Consider the following 23949-nt stretch of genomic DNA (forward strand, 5'->3'; position numbering starts at 1 on the left):
GCGACCAGCAGCAGGCCCCGCCCTCCCTCGTCGAAGGTACGGGCCCGCCGCATGTGCGGGGCGCCCGCTCCCCACGGAGCGGGCGCCGGCCCGTGTCGTGCGCACCCCTCAGAACCCGGTCAGGGACTGCTCCGCCCAGATGGTCTTGCCGATCGGTGCGTGCCGGGTGCCCCAGCGCTGCGCGAGCTGGGCGACCAGCAGCAGGCCCCGCCCTCCCTCGTCGAAGGTACGGGCCCGCCGCATGTGCGGGGCGGTGCTGCTCGCGTCGGAGACCTCGCAGATCAGCGTGCTGTTCTCGTGGATCAGCCGCAGCTGGACGGGCGGCGCGCCGTACCGGATGGCGTTGGTGACCAGCTCGCTCACCAGCAGCTCCGTGACGAAGGAGGCGTCCTCCAGTCCCCAGGCCGTCAGCTGGTCGGTGGTGTTCCGGCGGGCCTGCGCCACCTCGGACGGATCCGAGGACAGGTCCCAGACCACCACGCGGTCCGCGTGCAGGGCCCGGGTCCGGGCGATCAGCAGGGCCACGTCGTCCTCGGGACGGTGGGTCAGCAGGGCCGCCAGCACCCGGTCGCAGACCGTGTCCAGCGAGGAGGCGGGCTTGGTCAGCGCCGAGAACATGGTGTCCAGCGCCTCGTCGATGTCGTGCTCCCGGGCCTGCAGCAGACCGTCGGTGTACAGGGCGAGGACGCTGCCCTCGGCGAGCTCTACCTCGGCCGTCTCGAACGGCAGTCCGCCCAGGCCCAGCGGCGGGCCGGCCGGGACGTCCAGGAAGTACACGGAACCCTCCGGCGAGACCACCGCGGGAGGCGGATGGCCGGCCCGGGCGACCGTACAGCGCCGGGTCACCGGGTCGTAGACCACGTACAGGCAGGTGGTGCCGATGCCGCCGGCGGCGTCCCCGGCGGAGTCCCGGTCCGCCTCGTCCGCGGACAGGTGGATGATCAGGTCGTCGAGGTGGGTGAGCAGCTCGTCGGGCGGCAGGTCGACGTCGGCCAGCGTACGGACCGCCGTGCGCAGCCGGCCCATGGTGGCGGCGGCACGGATGCCGTGGCCGACCACGTCGCCCACGACCAGCGCCACCCGCGCCCCGGACAGCGGGATCACGTCGAACCAGTCGCCGCCCACCCCGGCCTCGGTGCCGGCGGGCAGGTAGCGGTAGGCGATCTCCAGCGCAGACTGGTCGGGCAGCGTGTGCGGGAGCAGGCTGCGCTGCAGGGTCATGGTGGTGGTGTGGGCCCGGTGGGTGCCGGCGGGGACCGGCGCGTCCGCCCCTTCCCGGCCTTCCCCGTCTTCCCGGCCGGTGCCGGTTCCCGCACCCGTTCCGGTGCCGTTCGGCGCGCCGGTCCGGGCGTCGGTGCCCTCGGGCAGCAGCATCCGCGGCCCGTCGTCCTCGGCCGCGGGCCGGTCGTGTGCCGTCAGGCACACGGCGTGCACCCGGCCGTCGGCACCCCGCAGCGGGTCCAGCGAGGTCGTCCAGCTGTGCTCGGCACCCGTACCGGCGGGGCGGACGAAGGCCTCCATGTGCTGCGGCTCGCCGGTCTCCAGCGCCAGGCGCATCCTCCGCTCCACCTCGTCGCTCACCGGGTCCGGGGCGATCTCCGGCAGCCGCAGTCCGCGCATCTCGGCCTCGCTGAGCGCCAGCGTGCGCTCCATGCCGGAATTGGCCCGTACCAGCCGCAGATCCGTGTCGAAGATCGCCTGGAAGCAGGGGGACTGGGTGAACGCCCAGTCCCTCAGCGGCTCACCCGGGGCCGCACCGGGGCCGTCCGTCACGTCCGTCACGGCCGACACCACGAACCACTTGACCGTTCCGCCCGAGGACGTCCAGCGGTGCGCGAGCAGACCCACTTCCACCCGGCGGCCGTCCCGGTGTCGCAGTGCCACCGTGCCGCTCCACCGTTCCCGCCCGGGCGGGAACGGCGGCGCCGTGCCGTCGATGCCGTCGGCGAGCAGCAGGTCCGCGGGCCGGCCCACGACCTCGGAGGGCGGATAGCCGAGGAGGCGGCGGGCGTCGTCGCTCCACTCGGTCACGATGCCCTGCTCGTTCACCGTGGCCGTGGCCGTGTACGCCGGCCCGCGCGAGGCGTCCGGCTCCTCCGGCCGCTCACCCGGGGAGGTGGGAAGTCGCTCCATCGCCGCTCATCTCGCCCTCGCTCGTGTTCAGCCGCTGTCCCACGGGGACGTGCGCGGCCAGGGGCTCCACTCACCAGCATGATCCGGCGGACCGGGGAGCACCAACGCAGTGCGGCGCCAGGACGAGTGCGAGGACCGCTCCGCCCGCCCGCCACACCATGGCGCGGCGCCGCCCGCCGAGGGCCGGCGGGTCCAGGCCGAGGAGCTCGACACCGCGCGGGGCGTCCCCGAAGACGCTGCTCCGGCCGGCCTTGACCGCGGCCTCCTTCAGTGCCCAGACCCCGGCCATCGCCTCGGGCCGGTCCTGGTCGACCAGGGACAGTTCCCCGGCGGAGAGGATGCGGTCCGCGACCCGGCGTACGGCGGCGGCCGAGACCGTCTCGCACAGGTCGACGCCGACCGGTTCCGGTGCCAGGGCCGCCGCCGTGTGGCGGGCGGTGTGGCTGATGGAGACGTGCAGGCCGGGCACCGGGCTGCCGCCCACCAGGATGCGGGGGCTGCCGTCCGGCCGCGGGAGGATCTCCACCTCCGCCGCCGGGACCGCGAGGGCCTCGCCGACCAGGCGTTTGGCGAGCGCGCGGCCGGCCGTCCACTCGGCCTGCCGCCAGGCCGGCAGGGCCCGGAGCAGGTGCTGCTCCGCCGGTGAGAGGGGCGGCGCCCGGTGGGGGCCGGGGCGCTCGGCGACGACGATGCCGGCGCCGCCCCACCGGTGGATCCGGCCGGGTTCGACCGGCGGAAACATCGGCGGACTCGGCGGCGGGCCCGACGGGAGCCGCGGCGGGAGTCGCGACGGCAGCCGCGAGGGGAGCCCCGACGGGGACGCGGTGTCCATGGCGGCGGCCCTACGCGGCGGGCGCCGGGTCGAGGCGCCGCAGCTCGTGCTCCAGCACGGACACGGCCCGCCGGATCTGGTCGGGCGTGTGGTCACGGGTGACGAAGAAGCGCAGCCGGGCCAGTTCCTCCGGTACGGCCGGGTGGAGGATCGGATTCACGCTGACGCCCTGCCGGAACAGGGCCTCCGCCAGACGCAGCGTCTTCGCCGAGTCCCCGACGACGGCCGGCACGACCGGGGTGTCCCGGCTGTCCCCGACGGCGACGCCGGCGTCACGGGCGAGGCGGACGAACAGCGCGGCGTTCTCCGCCAGCCGCGTCACGCGCTCCGGCTCGGCCCGCAGCACCCGCAGTGCGGTCAGCGAGGCGGCCGTGTCCGCCGGGGTCATGCCCGCGCTGTAGACGAAGCCGGGCAGCGTGTAGCGCAGGAACCCGACGGTCCCGCGGGTCCCGGCGACGTATCCACCACAGCTGGCCAGGGCCTTGGACATGGTGCCCGCCCACAGGTCCACGGACGCGCGGTCGACGCCGAAGTACTCGCCGATGCCGCGCCCGGTGGCACCGATCGTCCCGATGCTGTGCGCCTCGTCGATCATCAGCAGGGCGCCGTGCCGGCGCTTGACCTCGATCAGGGCCGGCAGGTCGGCGATGTCGCCGTCCATGCTGTACACGCCCTCGACGACGACCAGGACCCGCCGGTACTGGTGCCGGACCTGCCCGAGGAGGGAGTCGAGGGCGGCCGCGTCGTTGTGCGGGAAGGGCCGTCTGGTCGCGCCGGAGAGCCTGCAGCCCTGCAGGATGCTGTCGTGCGCCAGGGAGTCGTGGACGACGAGGTCCCCGGGCCCCACGAGGTGCCCGATCACGGAGACGTTGGTGGCGTGCCCGTTGGCCAGGGTGAGCGCGTCCTCGCAGCCGAGCAGGCCGGCCAGCTCCGCCTCCAGCTCCAGGTGCAGCGGGCGGCTGCCGGAGAGCAGCCGGCTGGCGGACGCCGAGGTGCCGCAGCGGTCCACGGCCTCCTTGGCGGCCGCGGTCACCCGGGGGTGCGTGGCCATGCCCAGGTAGTTGTAGCCGGAGAAGGAGAGCAGCTCCCGGCCGCCGACGACGGTCGTGTCCGTCATGCCGCCCTCGTGGACGAGGAAGTACGGGTTGGGCAGCCCCAGCCGGGCGAGCGTGCCCAGGCGTTCGCCGTGGGCGGCGACCTCGGGGAAGCACTCGATCCGGGTGAGCTCCTCGGAGAGGGGCACCGGGTCCGGGGCGGGCCCGGCGTCCGGGGCGGTCGCCGGGCCCGCCGACGGTGACGGCCCGGTGCCTTCGCCGTCCCCGGACCGCTGCTCGGGTACGTCTGCCAGTACGGGTACGTCTGCCGGTACGGACACGTCTGCCGGGACGGGTACGGCTCCCGGTTCGGATACGTCCGCCGTTACGGGTGCGGCTGCCGTCACGGGTGCGTCGCCCGCCACGGCCACGGCCGTGCCGGCGTATGCGCTCGCGATCAGGGCCGCGATGCCGGCGACGGTCGGCCGGTCGGCAGCGCGTTCGCCGAGGGTGCACCGGGGCCAGTCCCGGCTCAGCGCCGTGAACAGGTCGGTCAGCATCAGCGAGTCGAAGCCCAGGTCGTCGATCAGCCGGTGGTCCCCGCACAGATGGCCCACCGGGAAGGCGCTGATCCGCGCCACGTGCGCGAGCACGGAGCCGGTGACCTCGTCGTGTTCCTCCTCGACGTCGGCGTTCCCGGCCGGTGCGGGCGGTGGCGCGGGCGCGGGCGTGGGTGCGGAGGCGGGCGCGGGCGCAGGGGCTGGAGCGGGTACGGCCGGGGCGGCCGGGGCCTCGGCCCCGGGCTGCCGCGCGGGGACGGTGGCGGCCAGGCCGTGGAGCAGCACCACCTGCTGCTGGACCAGCTGGAGCAGCTCGTTCATCAGGCCGTTCACCGGGTGGTTCGCAGGCGGGTTCGCCGTGTGGTCCGAAGTGAGGCTCGCCGGGTCGTCGTGGTTCATCGGGGTCTCCGTGGGGGGTGTGGGCCGGGTGGGAAGGGAGTCGGCAGGCGTGGGCTGCGACGAGGCGGGCTGCGGGGTCGCGGGCTGCGCGGTCATGGGCTGCGCGGACGGGGTCTGCGCGGCCGGGGCCGGGCCGGCCGGGCGGGTTCCCGGCACCCAGTAGGACCGGGTGTCGAGCCCCGCCACCGGCAGGTCGATCAGCCGGCGGTCCGCCACGGGAACCAGCGCGCGGGGGTCGACCGGAACGCCGAGGACGGCCAGCTGTGCCAGGGCCCGGACGAAGCCGGTCGCGCCGTCCGCCGCCTCGTCGGCCGCGACCACGTGGACGTCGTCATGGCCGTAGAGGACCCGCCGGACCGATCCGAGCAGCGAGCTGCCGCCGTTGACCTGCAGGAAGATCCGCGCCCCCCGGTCGTAGGCGGTGCGGACGGCATCGCCGAAGTGGACCGGCGCGGACGCCTGCCGCGACCACAGCTCGCGCAGTTCGCCGGGGTCGGTGCAGACCGCCGCGTTCACCGAGGAGACGAACGGCAGGACGGGGCTGCTGATCGGGCGCTCGGCCAGCCCCGCCCGCACGGTCTTGTCCACGGCCGCCAGCAGCGGCGAATGGAAGGCGCCGGACACCTCCAGTGCCGCCGTGACGACGCCCGCCCGGGCACAGACGTCCCGCAGGGCGGCCAGCCCCCTCGGGGTGCCGCTCACCACGACCTGCCGCTGCTGGTTGAAGCAGGCCAGCCAGACGTCGTCGATGCCGTCGAGCAGCCGCCGGCAGGTCTCCTTGTCGGTCTGCACGGCGAGCATCCCTCCCTGCAGACCGCCCCCGGCCTCGCGGAACGCGGCACCCCGGTGGGCCAGCAGCCGGACCGTGTCCTCGGCGGTGAGCGCCCCGGCCGCCGCGGCGGCCGCGAACTCCCCGACGCTGTGTCCGAGGGCCAGCCCGGGGGTGACCCCGCAGTCGGCGAGCAGACGGGTGGCCGCGATCTGGACCGTGCCCAGCACCGGCTGGCACACATCGGTGGCGGTGACCGCCTGCCCGGTCCCGCCGGCGTCGCCCGGGGCGGCGGCCGCCCGGCCGTACAGCAGCTCGCCAGGGTCCAGGCCGGCGTCCCGCAGGGCCACCGCGCTCAGCGCGCCGACCGTCTCCCGGAAGCCGGCGAACCGCTCGTACAGGTGCCCCATCATGCCGGGCCGCTGACTGCCCTGGCCGGGGAAGAGGAAGGCAGTCCGCTGCGCCGCGTCCGGCAGCGGCGCGTCGGCGGCGTACGCGCCGTCCCCGAGGTCGCCCCGGGCACCCTCCCGGAGCTGCCGGCGGGCCCGCCGCAGCCGCTCGGTGAACGCCTCCGTGCGGGAGGCCGCGATCGCCAGCCGGGTCCGCAGCACCTCCCGGGAGCCCAGGGTGTGGGCCAGCGCGGTGAGGGGCGTCCGGCAGTCCGGGCCGAGCACGTCGAGCAGCTCGCCGATGTACGCGTCCAGCCGCTCCGGGCTGCCGGCCGAGAGCAGGAGGAGCTGCGGCTCCGTTCCCCCGGTGCGCACCGGCGGCCGGGTGACGGCCGGGCCGGGCCGCTCCTCCAGGACCACGTGGACGTTGGTGCCGCCGAACCCGAACGCGCTGACGGCCGCCCGCCGCGGGGCGTCCGAGGCCGTGCCCCTGGTCGGCCAGGGGAGCACGCTCCCGGCGAAGCGCAGGCCCGCCGCGGAGACGCCCAGGTCCGGATGGGGGGCGGTGTCCGGCTGCGGCACGACCGTGCCGTGGTGCACCACCAGCGCCGTCTTGATCAGCCCGGCGATGCCCGCCGCGGACAGGGAGTGCCCGATCAGGGCCTTGCCCGCACCCAGGTAGCACAGGGAGGGGTCCTCGTCGGGGTACTCGGTGCGCAGCCGGCGCAGTGCCTCGATCTCGGCCCGGTCGCCGGCGGCGGTCCCGGTGCCGTGTGCCTCCAGATAGGCCACGGAGGAGGGGGCGACACCGGCGTCGTCGTAGGCCCGCAGCATGGCGCGCAGCTGGCCCTCGGCGGTGGGCACCAGCGGTCCGGGGGACGCGCCGTCGTTGGCCGAGCCGATGCCCTTGATCACCGCGTAGACGCGGTCCCCGGCGGCGAGCGCGTCGGCGAGCGGCCGGATGACCACGGCGCCCGCGCCCTCGCCGAGCACGAAGCCGTCGGCCGCCTCGTCGAAGGGGCGGCACACCCCGGACGCGGACAGCGCGCGGAGCCGGGAGAAGCCGACGAGGCCGTCGGGGGTCAGGCTGAGGTACACGCCGCCGACGACGGCGATCCGGCAGCCGCCCTGGCGCAGCTGGGCGACCGCCTGGTCGAGGGCGACCAGGGATCCGGAGCAGGCGGCGTCGACGGCGAAGCTGGGGCCGCCCAGACCGAACTGCCGGCTGACCGTCCCGGCCGCCATGTTGAGCAGGCTGCCCGGAAGGGTGAACGTCTGGATGCTGCCGTGCGGACCCGCCTGGGCCCTGACCGCCGCGATACCGTCCGGGTCGTCCGGGTCCGCGGGGCCGTCCGGGTGGCCGGGGTGGCGGGGGCGCTCGGTGCGGTCGGCGCGGGCCGGGTCGTCGGCGTCGTCGGGGTCGGCCGCCGTCCGTACGGCGTCGGCCAGGGCCATGGCCCGGATGGGGGCCGCCATCAGGTCCTTGTAGTCCGACACCGACACGCCGACGAACACCCCGGTGTTCTCCCGGTCGAAGTCGCCCCGCCCCAGTCCCGCGTCGTCCAGCGCCTCACGGGAGACGTCGAGCATCAGCCGGTGCTGGGGGTCCATGGCCCGGGCCCGGGCGGGAGGGATGCCGTGGTGCAGGGCGTCGAAGCGGTCCACCCCGTCCAGGAAGGCGACCCGGTCGGTGTACGAGGCGTTGGCCGCGGACGGGTTGCCGGGCTCGTGGAAGGGCGCGTGGTTCCAGCGCTCCCGGGGCACGGCGGCGAACTGCCGCTCCCCGCTCTTCAGCAGCTCCCAGTAGGCGCGGATGTCGGTGGCGCCGGGGAAACGGCAGCCGAGTCCGGTGATGGCGATGTCGCTCATGACGGGCTTCCTTACGGTTCGGACGAGGAGGAGCGGGAGGGGAGGGAGCAACGGGAGGGGAGGGAGGGGGAGCGGGGCGGGTACGCCGGCGGTCAGCGGCGGGCGCCGGCCGGGGCGGGAGGCGGGGGAGGCGCGGAGAGCAGCGCCGAGGTCGGGCAGCGCCCGGTGTGCGGGAGGGGCGCGGAGAGCAGGACCGAGGTCGGGCACTTCCCGGCGCCCGGCACCGGACCGGCGCCCGGGGGAGGGCCGGTGGCCGGTCGCGGCTGCAGAGGCGGGAGAGGGAGCGGCGGCAGCAGCGCCTCCGGCGGCGCCTGGCGCCGGAGTACCCGGGGGATCGGGACCCGGAGCCGGGGAGCCCACCAGTTCAGGCCGCCCGCCAGGCGCATCAGCGCCGGTACGAGCACGCCCCGGACGAGCGTGGCGTCGAGGAGGACGCCGAGGCCGGCGCCGATCCCGAAGAACTGCAGCAGGGAGACCTGCGAGGTGCCGAAGCTCAGGAGGGTGAAGGCCAGCAGCGCGCCGGCCGTGGTGACGATGCCGCCGGTGTGGGCGATGCCCGAGACGATCGAGCGGGCGTTGTCCTGTCCGGCGTCGTGCGCCTCCTTGATACGGGCGAGGACGAAGACCTCGTAGTCCACCGACAGCCCGAAGACGATGCAGAACAGCAGCACCGGCATGGTCGTGCTGAGCGGTCCCGGGGTGAAACCCAGCAGGTGCTGCAGGTGCCCGGACTGGAAGACCCACACCATGGCTCCCATGACGGCCGCGAGGCTCAGCGCGTTGAGCGCGATGGCCTTCACCGGGAGCAGCACGCTGCGCGTGAAACCGAGCAGCAGGACGAACGTGGTCAGGGTGATCAGGCCCAGCGCCAGGGGTATCCGGTCCCCGACGGTGGCCTTGGCGTCCACGAGCACCGCGCTCGGTCCGCCGACGAGGGCCCCGCCACCTTCCGGAGCGGGAACCGCGCGGACGTCGTGCACGAGCTGCTGGGCGGCGCGCGACTGCGGGTCGGCCTGCGGCACCACGGAGAGCACCACCGGGCCGCCGGCGGCACCCACCGGTCCGCCGGAGCCGGTGACCGCGCTCCGCTCGCCGTGCCGGAACGATCCTCCGGGCCCGTTGACCAGATCCACCCCGGGGAGCGCGGACAGCCGGCGGGCGTAGTCCTGCCGTGCCGACGGGGACGTGGTGCCCGTCATGACGACGGTGAGCGCGCCGGAGCCCTTCGCGTCGAACGCGTCCCGCACCAGGTCCCCGGTCTGCCGGCTCGACGCGCTCACCGGCAGCGCCCGGTCGTCGGGGGTGGCGAACCCGGCGTGCGCGAACGGACCGGCGAGCAGCGCCAGCAGACCGATCACCGGCAGCGCCGCGAGCAGCGGACGGCGTACGACGATCCGCGCCAGCCCCGCCCAGAACCGCGACCGGGAGCCGGAGCGGACCCGTCGCCGCCACGGCACGGCCCAGGCGTTCACCCGGTGGCCGAGGAGCGCCAGCACGGCCGGCAGCACGGTCACGGCGCTCAGCGCGGCGATCGCCACCACGGCGATGCCGGCGTAGGCGAAGGACCGGAGGAAGTACGGCGGGAAGACCAGCAGCGTGGCCAGTGCGGCGGAGACCGTCGCGGCACTGAAGACGATCGTGTGGCCGGCGGTGCGCACCGTGCGCAGGGCGGCCTCGCGCGGGGCGGATCCGCCCGCGAGCTCTTCGCGGAACCGCGAGACCACCAGCAGGCCGTAGTCGATGCCGAGCCCGAGGCCGAGCGCGGTGGTCAGGTTCAGTGCGAACACGGACACGTCGGTGACGGCGCCCAGGGCGCTCAGCACCAGCAGCGTCCCGGCGATGGCCAGCACCCCGATCAGCAGCGGCAGGGCGGCGGCCACCGCACTGCCGAAGACCAGGACCAGCAGGATCAGGGTGCCCGGCAGGACGAAGGCCTCGGCCCGCTTCAGGTCGGACTCGGAGAGGTCCTGCAGCTGTGCTTCGATCAGCGCGGGCCCGCCCACGTGCACGGTCAGCGCCGGGCCGGAGGCGGCGCGGGGACCGCTCGCACCGCCGGCACCGTTCGCAGCGCTCAGGTCCTCGTCGAGCTGCCGGACGCGCTCGGCGAGCTTCTCCCCCTCACCGTCCACGTGCGCGACCACCATGGCGGCGTGGCCGTCCCGGCTGCGCAGCTCCGCCGCGCCACCCTTCCAGTACGAGGTCACGGCGGTCACGTGCGGCCGGGAGGCGAGGCGCTCGGTGAGCTCCTCGCCGGCCTTGCGGGCGGCCGGACCGTCGACGGAGCCGCCGCGGGCCTGCGCGACGACGACCAGGTTGGGCGTGGCGCCCAGGTGCTCGGCCGTCAGCCGGGTGACACGGCTGGACTCCGACCGCGGGTCGTCGTATCCCTGCGTCTTCAGCCGGCCGGTCGCCCCCGCGCCGAAGACGGCGGAGAGCAGCAGGAACGCCAGTGCGGCGAGGAGGACCAGTCGGGGACGACCGGTCGCAAAGACCCCTGCGCGACGGAACATGGGTGCCTCCGGTCCGGGTGGCGGATCGGTCCCGCTCGGGTGCGGGACGGTCGTCTTCCACCGTGCCGGGAGGCGGGCCGGGGCCGTAGCCCCGGCTGTTCGTTACTTGACAGGAGCGGCGGAGGAGTGGTCCGCCGCCGGCCCGTCACTCGTTCGACTGCTGGTTCTGCTGCTGGTTCTGCTGTTGTTCCTGCTGCTGGTCGGGCTGTTGCTGCTGGTTCTGCTCCTGCGGAGGCGGCTGCTCCTGCCGGCGCTGTTCCTGCTGCCGTTGCCGCTGTTGTTCCTGCTGGTTGGGCTGCTCCTGCTGCTGCCCGGGAGTCTCGCCGCGCGGTGCCTCCTGAGTGGGGGGTGCCGGGGCCTGCGAGGTCGGGGCCTGGGGCGCCGGGGTCTGGGGCGCCTGGGTCGGGGCCGGTGCCTTGGTGGTCGGCGGCGCCTGAGGAGTGGCCGGCCGGGTCCTGGGCGGCCTGGTGGGCGCCTGAGGGGTGGGGGTGGGTGCCTGGGTCGTCGGCGCCTGACCGGTGGGCGCCTGGCTGGGCGGCGCCTGCGGGGTGGGCACCTTGCTCTTGGGGGTTTCACCGGGAGGCAGCGGGCTGGCGGGTGCCTCGCTCGTGGGCGCCGGGGTGGGGGACTGCGCCGGGGTTTCGCTCTTGGGCGTCTCCGTCTTGGGGGTTTCGGTCTTGGGCGTCTCCGTCTTCGGGGTCTCGCTCTTCGGGGTCTCCTTCGCCGGGGTTTCGCTCTTGGGGGTCTCGGTGGGGGAGGTCCCCTTCGTCGGGGTCTCGGTCCCGGGCGCCTCGGTCTTCGGCGACTCGGTCTTGGGCGTCTCGGTCTTGGGCGACCCGGTGTCCTCCGGTGCCTTGGTGTCCTTGGGCGCCTTGGTGTCCTTGGGGGTCTCGCCACCGGGGGTCTCGGTCTTCTCGGGCGTCTTCGATTCCCCGGGCGCCTTGGTCTCCTTGGGAGGCTCGCCCCCGGGCGTCCTGGTGCCCTCGGGCGTCTCGGTGCCGGGCGGCCGCCCGGTGCTGCCCGGGGTCTCGGTACCGGGCCGCTCGGTGTTCGTGGGGTTCCCGGTCTCGTTGCCGGGCGGCCTGGGGCCGGTCGGGGTTCCGGTGCCCGGCGCCTCGGTGTTCGTCGGCGCCCCGGTGCCCGGCGTCCGGGTGCCCGGGGGACGGGTGCCCGGCGTTCCCGTGTTCGCGGGGGACTCGGGCGGCGGCGGCCACTTCGTCGGCGGCAGCGGCCAGTGCCTGGGCGGAGCCGGAGCCTTCCGGTCCTGCCGGCCCTGGTGGTCGCCCACCTGCCGGCTCACCCAGTGCTTGTCCTTCTGGTCGAAGATGACGAAGTTCTTGACCGGCTTGGGCGCGCGGTTGACCACCACCACGTTCTGCGGCCGGTATCCGGGCCACGCGGTGCCCTTCTGCGCGGGCCTGGTCCGCTGCGCGACCGCACGGCTCAGCGGATTGCCGCAGGCGCACCGCACCTTCGGCTCCCCGTGGCTGTCCACCAGTACGGCCGTACCGGCCTGGAGCACCGCCTGGTAGCTGGTCGGGGCGCCGTCGCGGAAGCCGTGGTTGGTGATCCGGGTGTCCGACCGCAGCTGTACGGGGGTCAGCGAGCGCAGATAGCCGGGGACCGCCTGCTCCCGGACGCCCACCACCGAGGCGAACGCCCGGTTCTTCACCGGGTCGGCGTTCAGGAAGCCGATCTGCTTCTCCACGTCGCAGCTGGCGAGGTTCCGGCTCCCGCCGTACAGGCCGGGTTCCGAGCCGGCCACGCTGGCCAGGGCCGCGGCCGTGGTCGCGGTCGGCGGGGCGTCGGGTTCGGCGGCGGGCAGTGCCGTCGTCGTGTTGGCCGTCGACGGGGTGAAGGGATCCGGCCCGGAGGTGTTGGTGGGCTGGAGGATGACCTCTCCGGCCACCGCCGGACCGCCGCCCGGCCGGGTGAGGACGACGGCCAGGACCACGGCGGCCACCACTGCGGTGGTGACCGTGGCGATCCGCGGCACCGAACGCCACCAGTGGCCGTTCCCTCCCCGGCCGGAAGGCTGCCCGGACCCTCCCGCCCCGCCGCCCGGCGGCGGAGAGGGCGGGGGAGGCGGCGGCGGAGGAGGGGGGCCGACCGGGGGACCGGTCGGGGGGCCGGACGGAGGGCCAGTGGGCCGGCCCCCCGACGGGGGCGGCGGGGGCGGCGGAGGGACGGACCCGGCCGGATCGCCGGAAGGGCGGCCGGAGAGGGGACCGGCCGGCGGGCCCGTCGGACGCTCTGAACGCGGTTCGGAACTCATCTTCCCCTCCTCCGCCTCGGCTCGGCTCGTGGAATCGGATGACGATAGGACCTTCTTTATGCCGCTTTGTGAGAGGTTTCACACCTTTGGACTCATTGTGTGCTCAGACGGCATGGATCCGCAGCGTCTGGCCGCCCCCGGCCCTCCCCGGCACGGCCCTGGCACGGCCCTGGCGCGGCCCCGGCGGGCGGCGCGGGGTGGCGGTCGGCGGATCGCGGCTGCAGGACCCCTCGGGGCAACCCGTGAGCTCCGCTAGCATGTTCGGATTCACGACACGCCCTCGTCGCCCGCCCTTCATCGGGGGGAGCGCGTCATCCGGTCGATGAGTGGCTTATTTGACCAAAACCTAACAAATCGGCCAAACAATTGATATCAAAAGCATCGCGGGTGTTTTCCGGGAAAAGCGGCGGAACGGCGTCCGGCGGGGGGCGGCGACCATGGACGGTCCTGTGGATCGTGGCGGGCGTGGTGGTCCTCGGATTCCTCGTCGCGCTGGAGATCACCGCGCGCCACTACGGCCTGCGGGGGCCGATGACCAATCAGGTCCGGGAAGTGGTGTTCGCCCCCAAATCGGCGCCGCTGCTGTACGGCAGCATGGCATTGATGATGACGGTGCTCACCTGGCGCCAGCGCTTTATCTCCCTCGGTGTCGCGATCGGCATCGACCTGGTCTTCTTCCTGGTGCGGCTGGCGGCCGACGCCAAGATGATGCCCGGCAACGGCGCGCTCTGGGTGGTCCTGGCCTGGGGGGTCATCGCACTGACCCGCCGCACCGGCGCGGAACGCGTCCTGCTGCTGAAGGGCGTCGGGCTGGGCCTGCTGCTGGTGACCGGCCGCAAGATCGGTGACATCTGGCTGCTCATCACCTCCAACAGCCGCCCGATGGTGCTGGACCAGTACGTGGCGACCGCCGACCACGCGCTGGGCAACCCCTCCTGGCTGGCGGGTCGGCTCGTCAACGCGACCGGTCCGGTCGGCTTCCACATCCTCGACTGGGTCTACGCCCAGCTCGGCGTCGCCGCGGTCCTCGTCTCCCTGTACGCGCTGCGCAACGTGGCGGCCGAGCGCCGCTTCCCGCGCCACCACCTGGTGCGCACCTTCCTGGTGATCGGCCTTCTCGGCCCCGGCATCTACATGATCTTCCCGGTGGTCGGGCCGATCTACGCCTACGGTGCCGAGGCCGGCGCGCACTGGGCGGTCGCCAACCTGTGGCCGGACATCATGCCCACGCCGTCCAGCGCCCCGCAGCCCATGCCGTTCGACGGGGTCACCCCGCGCAATTGCATGCCCAGCCTGCACACGGCCTGGGCCACCGCGATATTCATCCATTCCCGGAAGGGGCCGCGCATTCTGCGGTTCTTCGGCACTTTCTGGCTGATCGCCACCCTCGCCGCGACGCTGGGATTCGGCCTCCATTACGGCGCCGACATCATCGCGGGCGTGGTGTTCACGCTCACCATCGAGATGGCCCTGCGCACACAGGCGCGCGGCTGGGACCGGGCGGGAATCGGGTTCGTCGCCTGTGGCGCGACCGTGTTCGTCGCCTTCCTCCTGTCCTACCGCTTCCTGCCGGTGGAGATGGCCCGCCTCCCGTGGCTCTTCGGACCGCTCCTCCTCCTGGCGACGGGCTCGGTCATCGCCGGCTACGTACGGATCACGCGGCGGTGGGAACCGAAGGCCGCCGTCCCCGCACAGCGGCAGCCCGAGAAGCAGCCCGAACTGGTCTGACCCACACCACCGGCCCGCGCCCCCCTGGACGCGGGCCGGTGGTCCGAGCGCCGCGCTGCCGGGACACTGTCCCCAGGGGGATCCGCGGCACGGTGCCCGGCAAGGCGGTGAGGAGCATGGCCCGCATCCGCAGCCGGATCCTCAGCCGGGTCCGGATCCGGCGGAGGATCGGCACCCGTACGGCTGTGGGACTCACCGTGGCCGTCCTGGCCGCAGCCAACCTGGCGGTGCACCGCTGGCCGGGCCCGCCCGGCCTGCTGACGGCCGTCGCCGGCACCGCCCTCCTCCTCGCCGTGCTCCGCTGGGCCGGCGGGACCCCGGCCGACGCGGGTCTGGCGCCGGACACCCTCGCCCGCGGCGCCCGGTGGGCCCTGGTCCTGATCGGCCTGGTCGCCGCCGTCTACCTCGCCGCAGCCCTGCTGCCGGCGACCCGGGTGCTGTTCCAGGACAGCCGGTACGAGGCGATGACCGGCGGCGAGGTGCTGCTCCGCGCCTTCGTGCTGGTCCCCGTCGGCACCGTCCTGCTGGAGGAGACGGCCTTCCGCGGCGTGCTCTACGGGCTGGTGGACCGCGACCACGGCGCCGTACGGGCCACGGCCGTGTCCAGCGTGCTGTTCGGCCTCTGGCACGTGCTGCCCTCGCTGGGGCTGGCCACCGCGAAGCCGGCGGTGGAGGGCGTCTTCGGGGACTCCGCGGCCGGCGCCGCCCTGGCCGTCCTGTCGGCCGTGCTGTTCACGGCCGCCGCGGGCGTCCTCTTCTGCGAGCTGCGCCGCCGCAGCGGCAGCCTGCTGGCCCCCATGGGCCTGCACTGGGCGGTCAACGCACTCGGCTACCTCTTCGGCCACCTCCTGCGCTGACCGCCCGCTCCCTCCCCGGCCTCGTGCGCGGCGTCTCATTGCTGCGGCCCGACGATCTCCTTGAGCCGGTCCAGATCGCCCGCCGTGAACCCGGTCGGCCGCATCACCGCGTTCCAGCCGTCGACGTAGGCGACCTTGTACGTGTGCCCGTGCCCGTCCGGCACGCCCGTGGAGAACGGCAGGTCGGCGGTGATCTGCCAGAACGTCACGAAGGGGATCCAGACCATCGACTCCAGCACGTCGTCGCCGGGTGCCTCGCCGATCCAGTCGGGTTCGGACAGGACCAGGTTCGGGCTCCACCACACGATCGGATCGGACGGGTTCATGAGGTACAGCACCCGGGTGCCGTCCCACGGCTTGCCGGCCGGCGGGATCCCGGCGGCCGGGTCGTGGGTGAAGCGCACGGTCCGTCCCTCGCGGTAGACGGGTTCCCGCTCGGGACTGCCCGGGTCCCGGCCGTCGCTGAACTCGCGGAACAGCGTGTTGAAGTTGGGCGGGCCGGCGAACAGGGTGCCGGCGGTGCGGTTGCGCAGGTCGTACTCCCCGCTGAAGGCCGTCTCACCGCCGAACGAGCCCAGGCTCTCGCCCGCCACGAACAGCCGCGGCCGCTGGTCCTGGGGGAGCTTGGACCAGGTGTCGTAGACCGCGTCGAAGAGTTCCCGGCCGGCCTCGCGGGCCTTGGACTGGTCGACGAGGTACGACATCCACGAGGGCAGGTACGAGTACTGCATCGCCACGGTCGCCGAGTCCCCGTTGCCGAGGTACTCGAAGGTGTCCACCGCGGCGGGGTCCACCCAGCCGCTGCCCGTGGTGGTCATCACCAGCAGGTTCTCGCGCTGGAAGCCGCCCGCCCGCTGGAGGTCCGCGACGGCCTTCGCGGCCCGGCCCTCCGCGTCGTCGGCGGACTCCAGCCCGGCGTAGGCCCGGACCGGCTCCTGCGCCGGCCGGTGCGTGAACGCGCCGATCTCCTGGGCCGACGGCCCGCCGCCGGCGAAGGCCCGGCCCTCCCGGCCGAGGGTGTCCCACGGCACGACGGAACCGGGGCCGCCCGAGCGCAGGCCCGTGGTGGGCTGGTGCACGCCCTCCGGGGTCTGCGTGTCGCGCAGCGAGAACGCCTCGTTCGCCGCGTTCACGAAACCCTGCAGCAGCAGCCCGGAGAACGCCAGCCAGGCCAGCACCGCCACCAGCAGCCAGCCGGTCACCCGCGCCGCCCGCTCACCGAACCAGCGGTCCAGCAGCCGGGCGCACCGGCGGTAGACGGCCCGGAGCCCGCGCCCGGTCCACAGGAGCAGGAAGAAGACGGCCGCGGCCACGAACGGGCAGGCCACGGCGGTGGCGACGTTGTGGTCGGTGACCCCCATCAGACGGCGGATCTCGTACTGCCAGTACTGCCCGAGCCCGAAGGAGACACCGAACAGCACCACCGCGGCGACCAGCAGGACCAGCCAGGACCGGCGCGCGGGAGTGCGCGCCGGCCGGTCGGCGAAGGCGCGCCACACATAGGCCCCGACCACGCCGAGCCCGTACCCGATGGCCGCGCTGATGCCGCAGATCAGCCCCTGCAGGACGCCCCCGCGCGGCAGGAGCGAGGGAGTGAAGGACAGACAGGCCAGGACGAGGGCGCCCCAGCAGCCGGGCAGGGTGAGGTGGAAGAGCCGGCGCAGCCTCCCGGGGGCGGCGGTCGCCGGTTCCTGCGGCGACGCCGGCTCCCCGGACGCGGACATCTTGGTTGCGTTCGTCATGGCCGTCCTCCGGGAGCGTGCTCCCCGGGCCCGTCGGGCGGGGCGGTCCACTCCGCTCCGGTGCGCGTGCGGAACGCGGCGACGGCGGACTCCAGGGTGGGGAAGAAATGACGGGGGTCGATGGTGCGGTCGAGCTCGTAGCGCTGGATCTTGCGCCGTACGGGGTCCTTGAGTTCGGCGAACACCAGGTGCACGCCGTCCGCGTTGAGCTGCTCGTCGAGCTCCTGCAGTACGTCGGCGGCAGTGGTGTCCACATCGGTCATGGGTTCCGCCGCGACCACGATCCAGCTGGGCCTGGGGTCCGCGGAGGCCAGCCGCCGGACCTCGTCGCGGAAGGCCCCGGCGTTGGCGAAGAACAGCGGCGCGTCGAACCGGTAGATCACCAGGCCGGGCAGCCGCCCGGCCCGCGGGTAGGACCGCACGTCGTGGAAGCCCTCCAGCCCCGGCACCCGCCCCAGCACCGTGTTGTACGGCCACCAGGCCCGCCGGAACACGTTGAGGACGGACAGCGCCACGGCGATCGCGATGCCGGGCAGCACCCCCAGCAGCGCCACCCCGACGAAGGCGGCGGCGCACAGCAGGAACTCCGTACGGCGCTGCCGCCACAGCCGCACCGTCCCCGGCACGTCGGCCAGGGACAGCGAGGCGGTGATGACCACGGCCGCCAGGGCGGGCTGGGGAAGGTTGCGGAACAGCCCGGGGACCAGCAGCAGCATCAGGACGATCAGGGCCGCCCCGGTCACCCCGGTGAGCTGGGTCCGGGCGCCCGCCCGTTCCGCCACCGCCGTCCGGGACCCGCTGGTGCTGACCGGGAAGCCCTGGAAGAAGGAGGCCGCCAGGTTGGCCGCTCCGATCCCCGCCATCTCCGCGTTGCCGCGGACCTCCTCCCCGGTACGGGCGGCGAAGGCCGAGGCGTTGGAGATGGTGTCGGTCAGGGACACCAGGGCGATGCCCACCGCCCCGGCGAACAGCGGGGCGAGGTCGGCGAGCCGCACCTCGGGCACGGTGAACGGCGGGAAGCCCTCGGGCAGCACCCCGACCAGGCCCACACCGCGCCCGCCCAGGTCGAAGACGGCGGCCGCGGCGATCGCCAGCACCACCATCACCAGCACCGCGGGGACCTTCGGCAGCAGCCGCTGCAGGACCAGGATCAGGACGATGCCCCCGATGCCGACCGCGGCGGCGGCCGGCACCACCGCGCCCTCGGCGATCTTCCGGGCCACGGCCGCGCACTCCTCGATCAGGGAGTCCGCGTCCACCGAGAAGCCCAGCAGCTTGGGCAGCTGGCCGATCAGGATCGTCAGGGCCAGCCCGTTCATGTAGCCGATCATGGTGGGCTTGGAGATGAGGTCGGCGATGAACCCGAGCTTGGCCACCGAGGCCAGGATCATGATCGCCGCGGTCATGAGCGCGAGCACCGAGGCCAGGGCGACGGCCCGGTCCGGGTCCCCGCCGGACGCCACCAGCGGCAGCACGGTGGCCGCGATCATGGGGCCGAGGGAGGAGTCCGGTCCCAGGACCAGGATCCGGGACGGCCCGCACACCGCGTACCCGAGCAGACAGAGGATCGTCGTGTACAGACCGGTGATCGACGGCAGGCCCGCCAGCTCCGCGTACGCCATGCCCTGAGGCACCAGCAGGGTCGTCAGCACCACCCCCGCGACCAGGTCCTTGACCAGCCACTCACGCCGGTACGACGCCACCGCGCGGACCCCGGGCACGGCCCGAAGCCGGGTGGCGGCCCCCCGGACGCTGCGCTCGGTAGTCACGGAAGGGCCTCCCGCTCAGGAGCTCCTGGACCGGCGGGCCAGGAACTTGCCCAGCTCCCACGCGAGCAGGAGCACGACGGCGGCGAGCAGCGCCCAGCCGAACTGCCGCGCGGTGATCGAGGTGGTCCCCAGGATCCGCCGGAAGCCGTCCACCTGGGTCGCCATCACCGCCAGGACGAGCTGGGCCAGGGCCACCCAGTTCATCTGCTTGCTGTCGAAGGTGGCCGTGGTCAGCACGGACTCCGTCTCGTTGCGGCATTCGAAGGCGGCCACGATCAGGCAGAGCGCGAAGGCGGTGAACGCGATCGACTGGCCGGTCGCGGTGCTGCCGAAGTGGTCCGTGCCCAGCCGGATCAGCCCGAGCAGGATCACGGTGACCGCCAGTCCGGCCAGCCCGACGGTGACCAGCACCCTCCGGGTGAGCACCGATTCACCGCGGGGGCGCGGTCTGCGCCGCATCAGGCCGGGGCTCTCCCGGTCGAAGCCGAGCGCGAAGCCGAAGGACGCGTTGACCACGAAGTGGATCCACAGCACCTGCGGAGGCGTGAAGGGCTCGCCCGCCGCGATGTTCAGGACGGTGGCGCCGAGGAACGTCAGCACGAAGGTGACCAGCAGGAGCAGCACGAACCGGATGTACTTGGTGAGGTTGTCGTAGATCGTCCGGCCCTGCTCCACGGCGTAGACGATGGTGGCGAAGTTGTCGTCGGAGAGGATCATGCGGCCGGCGTTCTTGGCCACGTCCGTCCCGCTGCCCATGGCGATGCCGATGTCGGCGGCCTTGATGGCGGGCGCGTCGTTGACGCCGTCGCCGGTCATCGCGACCACCTCGCCCTTCTTCTTGAGGGTGTTCGCGAGCAGCACCTTGTGCTCCGGCGCGACCCGTCCCACCACGCCGATGCCGTCGATCCGGGCGAGCCGCTCCTCCTCGCTCATGGCGGCGAACTCGGCGCCGAGCACCGCCTCGCCGGGGATGCCGAGCTGCCGGGCGATGGCCGCACCGGTCGTGACGTCGTCCCCGGTCACCAGACGGACCGTGATGTGCGCCGACCGGGCACTGGCCACCGCCTCCCCGGCCTCCTGCCGGGGCGGGTCGACCATGCCGACGAGACTGGTCATCCGCAGGCCGGTGACGTACCCGAGCAGGTCACCCTCCGGGTCGAAGGCATCCGGATCCAGGTCACGGGTGGCCGCGGCCATCACCCGGTATCCCTCGCCGCCCATCCGCGCGGTCGCCTCCTCGGCCCGGGCCATCAGGTCGGCGTCCCACGGAACGGTCTCGCCCGCCGCGAGCGCGCCGGCCGCCCGCGCCATCACCGCCGGGGCCGCGCCCTTGACGAAGCAGCGGACCACCGGACGCCCGGACGGGTCCACCGCCGAGTTGAAGGTCGCCATCAGCTTGTAGCCCGGGTCGAAGGGCAGGGTGGCGAGCCGGGGGAGGGCCGCCCTGGTGCCGTCCGTGTCCAGTCCGGCCTTGTGCGCGAGCACCAGCAGCGCGCCCTCGGTGGGGTCGCCCACCACCTTGCCGTCGACCAGCTTCGCGTCGCTGGCCACCACGTACGGCAGGATCGCGTCCTCGATCCCCGCCGCGGCTCCGGCGGCATGGCTGACCTTCCCCTCCAGCCCGTACCCCGTACCCGAGACGGTGTACCGGTCGGTGGGACTGAGCACTTCGACGGCGGTCATCTGGTTCATCGTCAGGGTGCCGGTCTTGTCCGAGTTGATCGCCGACGTGAACGCCAGGGTCTCGACCGACGGCAGCTCCTTGACGATCGCGTTGCGTTTGGCCAGGTTGAGGCTGCCGACGGACAGGATCGCCTGGGTGACGGTCGGCAGCGCCTCGGGGATGGCCGCGATGGCCAGCGAGACGGCGCTGACGAACAGCACGTCCCAGGCCTGACCGCGGCTGCGCCCCAGCGCGAACATCACGATCATGGTCAGGCCGGCCGCCCCGGTGATCCACAGCGTCAGGGTGTCGAGCTCCCGGGTGAGCGGCGGCACCTCCTTCTCGGTGGCCGACAGCATGCCGGAGATCTTGCCGAGCTCGGTGTCCTTGCCGGTCGCCGTGACCACGAGGACTCCGCTGCCGTGGGTGACGGGCGTGTTCATGAAGGCGGTGTTGGTCAGCTCGCCCGGGGTCGCCGGGCCGGCCGGCAGGATCACGGTGTCCTTCGCGGCGGGCACGCTCTCGCCGGTCAGCGCCGATTCGTCGATCTGCAGGGCGCTGGCCTGGACGATCCGCCCGTCCGCGGGCACCTGGTCCCCGGCCGAGATCAGCACGATGTCGCCGACGACCAGCTGTTCGGCGGGGATCTCCGCCTCGGTGTCGTCCCGGCGCACCCGTGCCGTCGCCTTCATCATCGACTTCAGCGCGTTCATCGCGCTCTCCGCCTTGCCCTCCTGACGCAGCCCCACCACCGCGTTCAGCAGGGTCAGCACGATCAGCAGGACGGCGGTGGTCCACTCCCGGATGAGGAGCGAGACCACGGCCGCGGCCACGAGGACCAGCTGCATGTAACTGCGGTACTGGGCGAGGAACCGGCGCCAGGCCGGCGTCCGGGCCTCCTCGGGCAGCGCGTTCGGGCCGTGCGCCGACAGCAGCTCCGCGGCCCGCGCCGCGGACAGGCCGGCCGCCGGGTCGACGTCGAACGCCGCCGCGACCTCCTCCGGTGTGCGCGCGTACCAGCCGACCTCCCCGGGCCCGGCCGGTCCTCCCGTGAAATCCGACTCCACCGTCATCGTTCCGCCTTCGGTCCGCCGGTCCGCCGCTGGTCCCGCCCGCTAGTCCCGCTCCCGCTCCTTCTTCCGCTTCTTCTTCCGCTTCTTCCTCGCCCCGTCCGCGTACGGATCGGCCGGGGCCCCCTCCGGGGCCTCCCGCTCCAGGTCCCGCCGGGCGGAGAGCAGTTCCTTCCGCGCCTCCTTCCCCACGTCGGGGTAGCGCGGATCGATGCCGATCAGGGTGTGGGCGAGGATCGACGCCGCGCAGATCCGGGCGAACCACTTGCGGTCGGCCGGTACGACGTACCACGGCGCCCACTTGGTGCTCGTGGCCGACAGCATCTCGGAGAACGCCACCTGGTAGTCGTCCCACCGGCGCCGCTCCCGGACGTCGGCCGCGGAGAACTTCCAGTTCTTCTCCGGCAGGTCGATCCGCTTCAGGAAGCGGGTCCGCTGCTCCTCCTTGGACAGGTTCAGGAAGATCTTCACCACCTTGAACCCGTTGTCCGTGAGGTAGCGCTCCCACTCGTTGATCTGCCGGTAGCGCTGGTCCCACACCTCCGGCCCGCAGGCCTCGGCCGGCAGCTTCTGCCGGACGAGGTTCTCGGGGTGGACCCGCACCACGAGGACCTCCTCGTAGTGCGAGCGGTTGAAGATGGCGATCTCGCCGCGCTCCGGCAGCCGCCGGGCGTAGCGCCACAGGTAGTCGTGGTCGAGCTCCTCGGCGGAGGGCACCTTGAAACTGCTGACCCGTACGCCCTGCGGGTTCACCCCGCTCATCACGTGGCGGATCGTGCCGTCCTTGCCGCCGGCGTCGAGGGCCTGGAGGCACAGCACCACGCCGTGGGAGTCCGCGGCGGCCAGCCGCTCCTGGTACTCGGCGAGCAGCGTCACCCCGGTCCGCAGCAGCTCGACCCCGTCCTGCTTCTGCATGCCCGCCCGGTAGCGGGGGTCGAAGTCCCGGTCCAGGCGCACTTCCGACCCCGGCTTCACCCGCAGCGGCCGGATGAACTCCGCGATGCGTTCGGCCCTGTCGTCCGACATCACCGACCGTCCTTCCCGGGGCCCGATGCCCTGGCGCTCATTCTCGGCTCGCCCCGCGAAGATCGCCCGCCGGGCGGCCGCAACAGGGCGCAGCGCGGGCCCGGTCGCCGCCCGTCCCCGTGCACCGCCCGTCCCCGCGCACCGCCGTCCCCGCTCACCGCCCGTGCCAGATCCGCTCGTACGCCGCCCGGTAGCCCGGCGGGTCCCAGGACGTGGCACCGCCGCTGTTCCGCGCCGTCACCACGTGGACGGGGGCGACGTAGCCGCTGGCGGGCCGGCCGGCGAAGGCGCGGTTGAACTCGTCGACGATCTGCCAGCCCTGCTGGTGCAGCGGCTCGGGGACGGTGGCGGCCTGGTACTGCCCGCTGTTGATGCGCTGGAAGGCGGACGGATCGCCGTCCCCCGCACCGATGTTGAACGGCGGCCCCTCGCCCGGCCGCCCGGCCGCCCGCAGTGCCGGGGCGGCATCGGCGAAGTACAGGTCGTTGATCGCGACGGAGTCCGTCCACCGGTCGCCGAAGCGGGACAGCAGGGAGGAGACCTGCTGCGGGGTGCGCTGGGTGGCGTCGGGGATGGGGATGTTCTCCGTCGCCAGCAGCCGCACCCCCGGGCAGTCGGCCAGCCGCCGCTTGATCAGCTCGGACTTGTTGCGGGCGAACGGGATGGAGTCGTCGGTGAAGACCACGGCCCCGGAGTTCCCGCCGGACCGGGCGATGACCCAGTCCGCGCTGATCCCCGCCACCTCCTCCACCCGGGTGGTGATGTTGGTGAACAGCCTGGGCCTCGTGCTCGGCCCGGGGGAGCTGACGGCGTGCCAGCCGACCAGCGGGATGCCCGCGGCCGAGGCCCGCGCGGTCTGCTGCGCGGTGAGCAGGGGATCGAAGCCGCCGACCACGATGCCCGACGGCCGGAGCGTGACCGCCTGGCTCAGCGCGGTCTGGATGCCCGCCGGGGTGCCGCCCCCGTCGATCACCCTGACCCGCCAGCCGACGGACGCCGCGGCCTCCCGGACGCCCTGCGAGACCCCCGCGACCCCGGGATTGGTCATGGTCTGGGCGACGTACACCAGGGACTTCCCCGGAACCGCCCGCGGGCCGGTCGTGGGCCCGTTCCAGGCCGGGTCGGTCCGCTCGGCCCGCGCCACCGTCCCCTTCGCCCGCGCCAGGACCGCCGGGCAGCCGGCGCCGGGTGACGGGGCCGCGGCCCGGTCCGGTCCGCCGCCGCAGCCCGCGGCGAGGACGGACACGGCCGCGCACAGGGCCGCGGCCGCGAGGGGGCTGTTGCGGTTCGGGTACACGGTGCTCCTGACGTGAGGCGCTCGCGG

Annotated in this window: 12 protein-coding genes; 2 read left to right on the forward strand and 10 right to left on the reverse strand. The window is 74.0% G+C overall.

Annotated elements, in window-relative coordinates; genetic code table 11:
• Positions 1–108 precede the first annotated feature (108 nt).
• The 5 genes from AB0O36_RS30215 to AB0O36_RS30235 all read right to left on the reverse strand — a co-directional run bounded on the left by AB0O36_RS30215 (position 109) and on the right by AB0O36_RS30235 (position 12491).
• Positions 109–2133, reverse strand: a complete 2025-nt coding sequence (locus tag AB0O36_RS30215; protein WP_365115675.1) for a SpoIIE family protein phosphatase — start codon at positions 2131–2133, stop codon at positions 109–111.
• Between the two features lie 70 nt (positions 2134–2203).
• Positions 2204–2875 carry a 4'-phosphopantetheinyl transferase superfamily protein gene (locus AB0O36_RS30220; protein ID WP_365115677.1) on the reverse strand — a complete coding sequence of 224 codons (672 nt, stop codon included), beginning with the start codon at positions 2873–2875 and terminating at the stop codon, positions 2204–2206.
• Positions 2876–2975: 100 nt separating this feature from the next.
• On the reverse strand, positions 2976–7985 hold the full coding sequence (locus AB0O36_RS30225) for an aminotransferase class I/II-fold pyridoxal phosphate-dependent enzyme (protein ID WP_365115679.1): 5010 nt from the start codon (positions 7983–7985) through the stop codon (positions 2976–2978).
• A gap of 92 nt (positions 7986–8077) precedes the next feature.
• The gene (locus AB0O36_RS30230; RefSeq protein WP_365115681.1) at positions 8078–10495 is read right to left on the reverse strand and encodes an MMPL family transporter; all 2418 of its coding nucleotides are present in this window, start codon (positions 10493–10495) and stop codon (positions 8078–8080) included.
• A gap of 145 nt (positions 10496–10640) precedes the next feature.
• On the reverse strand, positions 10641–12491 hold the full coding sequence (locus AB0O36_RS30235) for a DUF6777 domain-containing protein (RefSeq protein WP_365115682.1): 1851 nt from the start codon (positions 12489–12491) through the stop codon (positions 10641–10643).
• Positions 12492–13217: 726 nt separating this feature from the next.
• Here AB0O36_RS30235 and AB0O36_RS30240 point away from each other — a divergent pair.
• Entirely contained in the window at positions 13218–14498 is a 1281-nt protein-coding gene (locus AB0O36_RS30240) for a phosphatase PAP2 family protein (protein WP_365115759.1), read from the forward strand.
• A gap of 116 nt (positions 14499–14614) precedes the next feature.
• A complete protein-coding gene (locus AB0O36_RS30245) occupies positions 14615–15355 on the forward strand; it encodes a CPBP family intramembrane glutamic endopeptidase (protein WP_365115684.1) in 741 nt (246 codons plus the stop codon).
• A 35-nt stretch (positions 15356–15390) separates the two neighbouring features.
• On the opposite strand, the gene AB0O36_RS30250 is transcribed toward AB0O36_RS30245, so the two are convergent.
• From AB0O36_RS30250 to AB0O36_RS30270, 5 genes are all read right to left on the reverse strand, one after another.
• Entirely contained in the window at positions 15391–17097 is a 1707-nt protein-coding gene (locus AB0O36_RS30250) for an alpha/beta-hydrolase family protein (RefSeq protein ID WP_365115686.1), read from the reverse strand.
• On the reverse strand, positions 17094–18866 hold the full coding sequence (gene sulP, locus AB0O36_RS30255) for a sulfate permease (RefSeq protein WP_365115687.1): 1773 nt from the start codon (positions 18864–18866) through the stop codon (positions 17094–17096). Before sulP ends, AB0O36_RS30250 begins: the two co-directional genes overlap by 4 nt.
• 15 nt (positions 18867–18881) lie before the next feature.
• Positions 18882–21602: an HAD-IC family P-type ATPase gene (locus AB0O36_RS30260; RefSeq protein WP_365115689.1), complete on the reverse strand. Its 2721-nt coding sequence runs from the start codon at positions 21600–21602 to the stop codon at positions 18882–18884.
• Positions 21603–21644: 42 nt separating this feature from the next.
• Entirely contained in the window at positions 21645–22625 is a 981-nt protein-coding gene (locus AB0O36_RS30265; RefSeq protein ID WP_365115691.1) for a polyphosphate kinase 2 family protein, read from the reverse strand.
• A gap of 154 nt (positions 22626–22779) precedes the next feature.
• A complete protein-coding gene (locus AB0O36_RS30270) occupies positions 22780–23871 on the reverse strand; it encodes a substrate-binding domain-containing protein (protein ID WP_365115761.1) in 1092 nt (363 codons plus the stop codon).
• Positions 23872–23949: the final 78 nt, after the last annotated feature.

Origin of the sequence: Streptomyces sp. NPDC089799, from assembly GCF_040684755.1 — a bacterium.
In the GTDB taxonomy this organism is placed as follows: Bacteria; Actinomycetota; Actinomycetes; order Streptomycetales; family Streptomycetaceae; genus Streptomyces.